General features: G+C 65.7%; 9 protein-coding genes (1 of these 9 only partly in view). 3 read left to right on the top strand and 6 right to left on the bottom strand.

All coding sequences use genetic code 11. The features are described 5' to 3' along the window. From QFZ54_RS04015 to QFZ54_RS04005, 3 genes are all read right to left on the bottom strand, one after another. On the bottom strand, positions 1-610 hold the 5' portion of the coding sequence (locus QFZ54_RS04015) for a YihY/virulence factor BrkB family protein (RefSeq protein ID WP_307084650.1). Its footprint begins 551 nt before the window's first position; the window shows 610 of its 1,161 coding nt (coding positions 1-610); it begins with the start codon at positions 608-610; its stop codon lies beyond the left edge, outside the window. A 111-nt stretch (positions 611-721) separates the two neighbouring features. Then, positions 722-3,220: an ABC transporter permease gene (locus QFZ54_RS04010; RefSeq protein ID WP_307084648.1), complete on the bottom strand. Its 2,499-nt coding sequence runs from the start codon at positions 3,218-3,220 to the stop codon at positions 722-724. Then, complete coding sequence (locus QFZ54_RS04005) at positions 3,217-3,915, bottom strand: ABC transporter ATP-binding protein (RefSeq protein ID WP_307084646.1); 699 nt, start codon at positions 3,913-3,915, stop codon at positions 3,217-3,219. Before QFZ54_RS04005 ends, QFZ54_RS04010 begins: the two co-directional genes overlap by 4 nt. Before the next feature lie 25 nt (positions 3,916-3,940). On the opposite strand from QFZ54_RS04005, the gene QFZ54_RS04000 reads away from it, so the two are divergent. Together QFZ54_RS04000 and QFZ54_RS03995 are read left to right on the top strand one after the other, a co-directional pair. Beyond that, positions 3,941-4,654, top strand: a complete 714-nt coding sequence (locus tag QFZ54_RS04000) for an arylesterase (protein ID WP_307084644.1) — start codon at positions 3,941-3,943, stop codon at positions 4,652-4,654. A gap of 117 nt (positions 4,655-4,771) precedes the next feature. Further along, positions 4,772-5,506, top strand: a complete 735-nt coding sequence (locus QFZ54_RS03995; RefSeq protein WP_307084642.1) for a Crp/Fnr family transcriptional regulator — start codon at positions 4,772-4,774, stop codon at positions 5,504-5,506. 39 nt (positions 5,507-5,545) lie between these two features. Here the strand turns inward: QFZ54_RS03995 and QFZ54_RS03990 are convergent, their stop codons facing one another. The 3 genes from QFZ54_RS03990 to QFZ54_RS03980 all read right to left on the bottom strand — a co-directional run bounded on the left by QFZ54_RS03990 (position 5,546) and on the right by QFZ54_RS03980 (position 7,748). Beyond that, positions 5,546-5,881 carry a hypothetical protein gene (locus QFZ54_RS03990; RefSeq protein WP_128454646.1) on the bottom strand — a complete coding sequence of 112 codons (336 nt, stop codon included), beginning with the start codon at positions 5,879-5,881 and terminating at the stop codon, positions 5,546-5,548. A gap of 89 nt (positions 5,882-5,970) precedes the next feature. After that, entirely contained in the window at positions 5,971-6,813 is an 843-nt protein-coding gene (locus QFZ54_RS03985) for a transglutaminase-like domain-containing protein (protein ID WP_307084640.1), read from the bottom strand. Positions 6,814-6,827: 14 nt separating this feature from the next. Then, complete coding sequence (locus QFZ54_RS03980; RefSeq protein WP_307084638.1) at positions 6,828-7,748, bottom strand: transglutaminase family protein; 921 nt, start codon at positions 7,746-7,748, stop codon at positions 6,828-6,830. 16 nt (positions 7,749-7,764) lie between these two features. Between QFZ54_RS03980 and QFZ54_RS03975 the strand changes: the two genes are divergently transcribed. Next, positions 7,765-8,565, top strand: coding sequence for an N-formylglutamate amidohydrolase (locus QFZ54_RS03975; RefSeq protein WP_307084636.1), 801 nt, complete (start codon positions 7,765-7,767; stop codon positions 8,563-8,565). The last annotated feature ends 18 nt before the right edge of the window (positions 8,566-8,583 follow it).

The raw sequence follows: 8,583 nt of genomic DNA, 5'->3' as shown, positions 1-8,583 counted from the left end.
CCTTGCGACGATTGGGGCCGAACCGGTACAGACATGCAGCCGCCGTGACGCCCAACGAGGCGAGGACGCCGTAACTTACCAGACGGATCCCCAACAGCAGAATGTCCGGAGCACCAGGGATCAGGCTGTCGAGCAGCGCAAATGCCGCCGTCGACAGCGCGGCAACCAAGGCCAGCAGGACCGCGCCCCCGGTGATCGCGAAGGCGAGCAGGTAGAGGGCGATGAACCCGCGTGTTTCCTTCTCCTCGTAAGCAATGTTGAGCGCGGTGACGATCGATGACGCGCCTTTGGTGCCGCCGTACAGCGCGATGCCCAGCGCGATGACGAGGCCGAAGCCTTTCTTGCCTTCCGACGTGTTGACGACCGTTGCGAGTTGGTCCCCGATCACTCGGGCAGCGTCGTCGGGAAGGACGTTGAACAACGCGCGGATGTTCGCGACCACGGTCTCCGTGTCCGCGACCAGCCCGTAGATCAGCACGACCGACGCCAACAGCGGGACGATCGCGGCGAACCCATAAAAAGCGGTACCGGCCGCTATCAGGCCGATATTATCGTCGTTGCCCTCGGCCCAGGTGCGCTTCAGGACCTTCCACCATTCGCGCGCCGACATCGACCAGGGACTGGTAGCCTCATGCTCGGATCGTGATTCAGTCGTACTCAGCGTCTTGCCCCTTGGTCCCGGTATATTCCGGCCCAACGCCGCGCGGACGCAAACGTGCCCTCAAAGTTGCCGTAACGCCTGCGCCGGCCGGGCACCGAGAATAGGCCAAGCGCCGATCAGTCCGATCGCCATCGTCAACCCGGCACCGCCCAACAGTGTCGCCAACACCGTCACATAATCCGGCCGCCATTCGAACGTGAAGAGTTGCGTGACGACATACCACGCGCCACCGAGGCCCAGCAGCAAAGCGAGTACCGACAGCACGATGCTGAGGAACGCGTATTCGAGCGCCTGCACTGCGAGCACCTGCCCCCGCGTCGCGCCGAGCGTGCGCAGGATCACGCCGTCATAGGTACGCGCCTCTCGCGCCGCGGCGATCGCGCCGATCAACACGGCGATCCCAGCAAGAATCGCCACCGACGCGGCTGCGGTGATCGCGGTCGCCATCTGCGAGACGATGTCGCGGACCTGGCCGAGCACGCCGCGAACCTCGATCACTGACACCGACGGGAAACGCGGCAGCAACGCGCGCATCACCGGTGCTTCCTGTCCCGGTGCAAGCTCGATGGTCGCGGCGAGATTGTGTGGCGCGTCCTCGATCGCGTTGGGCGAGAACACCATCACGAAGTTGAAGCCGAGCGTATCCCAGCTGATCCGGCGGAAAGACGCGATCCGCGCGGTCCGCTCGACGCCGAGCAAGGTGTAGCTGAGCGGATCGCCGATCTTGAGCGCGAGCACCTTGGCCAACCGCTCGTCGATCGAGACCAGCGGCGGACCCTTATAGTCACGCGGCCACCACCGACCGGCGGCCAGTTCGCTGCCCTCGGGCAAGGTCGCGGAGTAGGTCAGCCCGCGCTCGCCGCGCAATGCCCATGCGCCCTCGGGCAGGGTCTTGAGGTCGGCGACGCGCGTCGTGCCGTAGCCGGTGATCGTGCCACGCATTGCGGGGACGGTGCGGATCACCGGACGGGTCGCCACGCCTTCGATCGTCCGGCGGAACTCCGCCTCGCGGTCGGGCGGAACGTCCAATGCGAACAGCGCCGGTGCGCGCTTGGGGACGGTGAGCGCGATGTTCGCGTCGATGCTGGTGCGGATGCCGGCGAGCAGCACGAACAGCGTCAGGCCGAGGCCGAGTGCGACGACCAGGGTGCCGGTCCGCGCGCCGGGGCGGTGCAGTCCGGCGATGGCGAGCCGCAACAACGGCTTGCGCGAGCGGGGAAGCGCTGCGGCGATCCGGCGCACCGCCCAGCCGAACGCCGCTAATACCAGGAGCACGCCGGCCACTGCCGCGAGGAAGCCTGCGCTGAGGCCGGGCTGTTCCGCGGTCGACAGGGCTAGCGCGACGATCGCCGCTCCGGCACCAAGGACCCAGGGCAAGGTTCGGCGCAACGGGACGGACCGGCTGCCAAAGACACCGCGCAACAGGCCCGCGGCGGGAATGCTGCCAGCCTCGATCAGGGGCGGTGCGGTGAAGGCGAGCGCAATCAGCATGCCGTAGGCCGCGGCCAACGCGAGCGGCGCGAACTGGAGCGAGAACTGCGGCGCGACCGGGAGCACGTCGCCCGCGAGCCAGACGATCAACGGCACCGTCACCGCGCCCGCGACCAGCCCTAGGACGATCCCCATCGCCGCGACGACACCAACCTCTAAAAGGTAGATCTTGGCGATCAGGCCGGATGTCGCGCCGAGGACCTTCAACGCCGCGATGCTGCTGCGGCGAGCGGCGAGGTAGGAGGACACGCCGTTGCCGACGCCGATCCCGGCGATGACGAGTGCGGACAGCCCGACCAGCAACAGGAACTGGCCCATGCGGTCGACGAAGCGTTCGGCGCCGGGCGCGGCACGGTCGCGCGTCTTGGTTTCCCAGCCGCCGGTCGGGAATGCCGCCTTGAACCGATCGATGGCGGTCGTCGGCGCGGCGCTTGGGAAGAGCCGGACGCGGTACTTGCTTTCGTACAGGCTGCCGGGTTGGACCAGACCGGTCCGCGCAATGCCGGCCATCGAAACGATCGCGACGGGGCCGAGCGTGAAGCCTTCGCCGAGCCGGTCCGGTTCGTTCGCGATCACGCCGGCGACGGTGAAGTCGGCGATCCCGAGGCGTATGCGCGCGCCGCGGCCGACGCCGAGTCTTTGCGCCAAGGCCGGAGCGATCCAGATCGCCTTGGGATCGTCGACCTTCGTAACCGATCCGCCCTGTACGCTCAGCGTGCCGTAGAGCGGATAGACCGCATCGACGCCCTTGAGCTGGACCGGCACGCTGTTGGTGCCGCGGATCGCGGTTGCCTGCATCCGTACGGTTTCGGATACCGTGCCGAGCCGCGCCATCGCCGTGCGCTCGTCAGGGGTGGCCGCGCGCTGCGAAGTACCGAACTCGACATCGCCACCGAGGATCGCGCTGCCGCGCGCCGCAAGCTCGCCGTCGATCGACTGCGTCAGGCTGCCGATCGCGGCCAGGGCGCCGACGCCGAGGAAAAGGCATGCTAGCAAAAGCCGCAGCCCGCGAAACCGAAGATTGAGTTCGCGACGGGCAAGCCGCCACGCCAGCCGCCATTCGCTCACCGCAAACGGTCCGCTACGATGCGGCCATCACTCAATTCGACGGTTCGATCGCACCGCGCCGCCAGCACCGGATCGTGGGTGATGATGATTAGCGTGGCGCCGGTCGCAGCGCGGCGATCGAACAACAGGTCCATGACCGAGGCGCCAGTGGCGGCGTCGAGGTTGCCGGTCGGTTCATCGCCGAAGACGAGTGCCGGACGCGGGCCGAGCGCGCGGGCGATCGCCACCCGCTGCTGCTCACCGCCTGACAACTGAGTTGGATAATGGCCTATACGGTGCGACAGGCCGACAGCCGCGAGTTCGGCTTCCGCTCGCTCGAACGCGTCGGGCATCCCGGCCAGTTCCATCGGTACCGCGACGTTTTCGAGCGCGGTCATCGTCGGCAGCAGGTGGAAGGCCTGCAGGACGATGCCGATCCGACCGCGGCGCGCGCGCGCGAGGGCATCCTCGTCGAGCTTGCCGAAATCTAGCCCGGCCACCTGGACCCGACCGCTGGTCGCCCGCTCCAGTCCGGAGAGTACGGCCATCAGCGACGATTTGCCCGACCCCGATGGCCCGAGCAGCGCGACGCTGGCGCCCTGGGCAATGTCGAGATCGATGCCCTTGAGGATCGTCGTCGCGGCAGTCGATGTGCCGAGTGTCAGCGTGACATCGCGCACCGAGATCACCATATCGGCGGAAGCAGGTTCGGACATGGAGACCAATATTTTGGAGAAACAGATGCGACGCTGGCCTCTTTATGGGGGCGGACTGGCGCTTCTCCAAGCGGGGTTGCTGGCCGGCTGCGATCGGACACCCGAGATCCCTGCCCCGCCACCCGCGGCGAACACGATATCGCCAGTTGCTGCGACGCCAGCGCCGCGGGGTCCGGAGCGCGTTATCCTCGCCTTTGGTGATAGCCTGTATGCCGGCTATGGCCTCGACCGCGGGCAGAGCCTGCCCGATGCCTTGCAGGACCGGTTGCGCAAGGACGGGATCAACGCGACGATCGTCAATGCCGGGGTATCTGGCGATACTAGCGCTGCGGGACGGCAGCGGTTCGCGTTCGCGCTCGACAACATGAAGCGCAGACCGGACCTGATTCTGTTGGGGCTTGGCGGCAATGATGTTCTTCGCCAGATATCGCCGGACGAAACGCGCGCCAACATGACGGCGATGATGGACGAGGCGAAGCGTCGCGGCATTCCCGTGATGCTGACCGGCATGATGGCGCCGCCTAATCTCGGCCCAGAGTATTCGCGCCAGTTCAACAGTATATGGACCGACTTGGCCAAATCCTATGATGCTACGCTGTACCCGTTCATCCTGGACGGCGTCATCGGCAATGCCGGACTGATGCAGGCGGATCGTGTTCATCCCAACCGGACCGGTGTCGACCGGATCGCCGCCCGCGTTGCGCCGGTGCTCGAAAGCGCGTTAGGACAGCCGCGATGACGGCGTCGTATCGCCGTCGATATATTCTGGAAGGATCGCGCGAACCATGACGCGCGACACGATCATTTGGCGACGTGACCGGCAAGAACGGCGCGCGGGCAGGGAAAAGGGTGAAGCATGCAATTGAGCGGTTTGATCGCACGACTAGGGCGGCATCTCGATCTCACCGACGCCGAACGCGAGGCGATCCTCCACGCCGAACGCGGCGAGCGGCGGCTACGCGCGGGCGACGTGCTGGTCGCGGAAGGCGGTGAAAGCCACGCGCTGTACGTCGTGCGCCAGGGGTGGCTGCATTCCTCGGCGAAGCTGGTCACCGGCGGGCGCCAGATCCTGCGGTTTCATTATGCGGGCGACCTGATCGGGACGTCGAGCATGGCGTGGTCGCAGGCGGCGGCAACGCTGACCGCGATCTCCGACTGCATCGTGATCGATTTGCCCAAGACCGAACTCGGCCTTCTGTTCCGCGCGCAGCCGCGCATTGCCGGGCTGCTCTACGCGATTGCTGCCGCCGAGAACGTCGCGATGAGCGACCGGCTGACGACGATCGGGCGGATGGGTGCGAGCGAGCGGCTGTCGACGCTGTTGCTCGATATCATCGCACGGTTGCGGGTCACGGCAGGCGGGATCGTCGACTCGTTCGACCTGCCGCTCACGCAGACCGATATCGGCGACGCGCTGGGACTGACCAAGGTCCACGTCAACCGGACGATCCGCGCGCTGGAGAAGACGGGCGTTATCGAGCGCACCGGGCGACGGGTACGGATCGTCGACGAAGCGGCGCTGGTAGCGGCCACCGGATTTACCGATCGGTACGGCGAGATCGAGACGGCATGGTTGCCGCCTGCGATGTGAAGCTATCTGATCCTCCCCCGCGAGGGGGAGGATTTAGGCTCAGGTGCGGTCGACGACGAACAGGGTCACCCGGTCGTACTTGATGTCGCCGGGGTTGAAGATCGCGTCGGGGACGAACGGGCGATCGATGACCTCGATATCCTTCAGCCCTGCGAGCTTGAACGTGCCGAGCTTGATCTCCTTCGGTGGCTGACCGTCGCGTTCCAGCGTGATCGCGTCGACGAATACGTCGTCATGCTTGGTATAGAGGATGTGCGGCGCCAAAGTGCAGACCATCCGGTTATAGGTTGCCGTGATGCACTGGCGCAGCGCGATCGCCTGCAATAGCAGCGCGTTCGCGTTGGAGGGAGCGGACTGATCTGGGGTCGAGGTCATGTTGTGCATCGCAGCATAAGTTAAGGGATCGGTGGCGTTAGGCCCATCGCGGCTGTCGCGACAAGACCTAACTTGACGCTGCGGTGGGATTACCCCGTTGGCGCTACACCATCGGCGCGGGCTTCGAGACCGACTTCGTCCGTATGGACGTCGAAACCGACCAGGCGTGCCGGACCGAAGGTCGTGGTCAGTGCGGTATCGGTCGCGTCCCTGCCCCGCGCCATCAGGATCCGGCCGATCCGCGGCCGATTATGGCGCGCGTCGAACGTGTGCCAGGTGCCGCCGAGATACACGTCGAACCAGGCGGAGAAATCCATAGGCGCGTCGACCGGCGGGATGCCGATATCGCCCAGATAGCCGGTGCAATAGCGTGCCGGAATGTTCATGCAGCGGCACAGCGTGATCGCGAGATGCGCGAAATCGCGGCACACGCCCTGGCGCTCCTGATAGACGTCCCAAGCGGTCTTGGTCGGACGGGCAAAGTGATAACCGAACTCGACATGGTCATGCGCGAAGTCGACGATCGCCTGGACGCGCTGCCAGCCCGCGGGGACATGCCCGAACAACGACCACGCGGTCTCGGACAGGCGGTCCGTCTCGCAATAGCGGCTGCCGAGCAGGTAGATTAGGATGTCGTCGGGAAGATCCTCGACCGCGTGCTGGATCGCGTCCGGCGTCACCGGATCGGGCTTGCCGCTGTCCTGAACGGTGAAGTCGCACGACAGCGTCAGGCCGCCCTTCGGCACCGTGATCCGCGTGCAGACGTTGCCGAACGCGTCGAGATAATCATAGGCCGGAACGTCGGGATCGTCGACGATCCGGTGCGGGGTGACGAGGTCCTTGTTCCGCGACGGATGAAGGCTGAGCATCGCCATCATCGGAGTCGCAACGTCGGTTTCAAATCGAATGTTGTAGCCTGCCCTGATCAGCATAGAAGTCCCCCGGTTCAGGCCGTTATCGCCGTGTGTTGAGAATTGTTGGCATCGCCTGTGGCGGCATCGTCGACGGCGATGTTCACGGACACGCTCATGTCGAGGAAGCTTCCCGGAAAGCCGCTCCAGGTGCCCGAGATCGGCACCGCCTGGTAAATGTCGCGCGCGACCGCGACGCGGATCAGGCCACGGTTGCCGACGATGCCGTTGGTCGGATCGAACTCGACCCAGCCCGAACCGGGAAGATAGACGCGGACCCAGGCATGGGTGTTGCCGCCGCCGGTGCGCTGCTCGCGGCTGCTGGGGTTGTAGACATAGCCCGAGATGAAGCGCGCCGCGAAGCCGAGCGCGCGGACCGCCTCAATCATCAGCATCGCATAGTCGCGGCACGTGCCCTTGCGCATCGCGAGCGTTTCCATCGGCGACTGCGTGCCTTTCTCGGGCCGCGGCACGTAGGTGAACTCACGCTTGATCGCCGCGGTCATCTCCGACAGCATCGCCAGCGTATCGGTCTGCCCCCCGCTGCTTACGAAACGCCGCGCCCAGGTGTCGATCTCACGCAGCGGATCATGATGCTGGCGCTCGATCGACCGGAGCAGGTCGGGCATTTCCTCGGACGAATAAGTAAACGGATAGAACCGCGCGTAACGTTCGATATCGACGTTCTGCAGTTCGGCCGGACTGTGGTTCAGCCGTATCCGGCTGTCGATGACGAGATCCTTCGCGCGCTTGTCGAACGTCGCGATCGCCACGGAGTTGCCGAACACGTCCTGAAGCCAGCGAATGTCCGACGGCTCCGGGGAGATCGTCAACTGGGCGTCGATCAGGTGCTGGTCATAGCTTTCCCGCGGCCGGACCATGATCCGGTGCTCGCCAAACGCCACCGGCTGGCGGTAGGAGTATTTCGTTACGTGGGAGAGCGTTAGAGATGGCATCCAGGGTCCGTGTCGCATGAACAGCAATGTCAGCCAATCGCTGCTAACGACCGAGGATACCTCTCCGGTCTCGGTGATCAACCCGGCAGGCGCGTCATCGTTCCTGCTGATCGGCGACCATGCGGGGAAAGCGGTACCGACACGGCTTGGGTCGCTGGGGCTGAGCGATGCGGAAATGTCCCGCCATATCGGCTGGGACATCGGCGTTGGTGAACTTGGCGCGGCATTGGCGGAGCGGCTCGACGCGGTATTCGTCCGCCAGACCTATTCGCGGCTGGTGATCGACTGCAACCGCAGCCCCGATCAGCCGGACGTCATCGCCGCGGTCAGCGACGGCACGGTCGTGCCGGGCAATGCGGCGCTGAGCGAAGCGGATCGTGCGGCACGGTTCCGCGAGATCCACGAGCCGTACCATGCGGCGATCGATGCCGAACTGGCGAGACGCGATGCGTTTGGCCCACCGACGACGCTGATCGCGCTGCACAGCTTCACCCCGATGATGAGCGGGCCGATGCGGGACCAGGCGCGTCCGTGGCAAATCGGCATTCTCCACGACGGCGGCGACACGAGGTTCGCACAGGCCCTGCTGGCGGTGTTGCGGACCGAAGGCGACCTGACGGTTGGCGACAACGAACCCTACCGGATGGACCTGATCGACTACACCGTTCCGCGGCATGCCTACCCTGCCCGCGCCTATGCCGAGATCGAGATACGACAGGATCTGCTGGGGTCAGCCGAGGGCTGCGCGGCCTGGGCCGATCGCCTCGCCCGGCTGTTGCCGGTCGCGCTCGAACGGGTCGCAGCGCACCCGATCTAACCACGGGATCGGAACTCT

The organism is Sphingomonas faeni, assembly GCF_030817315.1.
Lineage (GTDB): Bacteria > Pseudomonadota > Alphaproteobacteria > Sphingomonadales > Sphingomonadaceae > Sphingomonas > Sphingomonas faeni_C.
The sequence above is the reverse complement of the archived record's forward strand: the minus strand, read 5'-3'. Positions and strand labels throughout refer to the sequence as shown.

Coding starts and splice junctions, on each gene's coding strand:
- QFZ54_RS04005 (WP_307084646.1), bottom strand. CDS start 3,915: ATGTCCGAACCTGCTTCCGCCGATATGGTGATCTCGGTGCGCGATGTC.
- QFZ54_RS04000 (WP_307084644.1), top strand. CDS start 3,941: ATGCGACGCTGGCCTCTTTATGGGGGCGGACTGGCGCTTCTCCAAGCG.
- QFZ54_RS03995 (WP_307084642.1), top strand. CDS start 4,772: ATGCAATTGAGCGGTTTGATCGCACGACTAGGGCGGCATCTCGATCTC.
- QFZ54_RS03990 (WP_128454646.1), bottom strand. CDS start 5,881: ATGACCTCGACCCCAGATCAGTCCGCTCCCTCCAACGCGAACGCGCTG.
- QFZ54_RS03985 (WP_307084640.1), bottom strand. CDS start 6,813: ATGCTGATCAGGGCAGGCTACAACATTCGATTTGAAACCGACGTTGCG.
- QFZ54_RS03980 (WP_307084638.1), bottom strand. CDS start 7,748: ATGCCATCTCTAACGCTCTCCCACGTAACGAAATACTCCTACCGCCAG.
- QFZ54_RS03975 (WP_307084636.1), top strand. CDS start 7,765: ATGAACAGCAATGTCAGCCAATCGCTGCTAACGACCGAGGATACCTCT.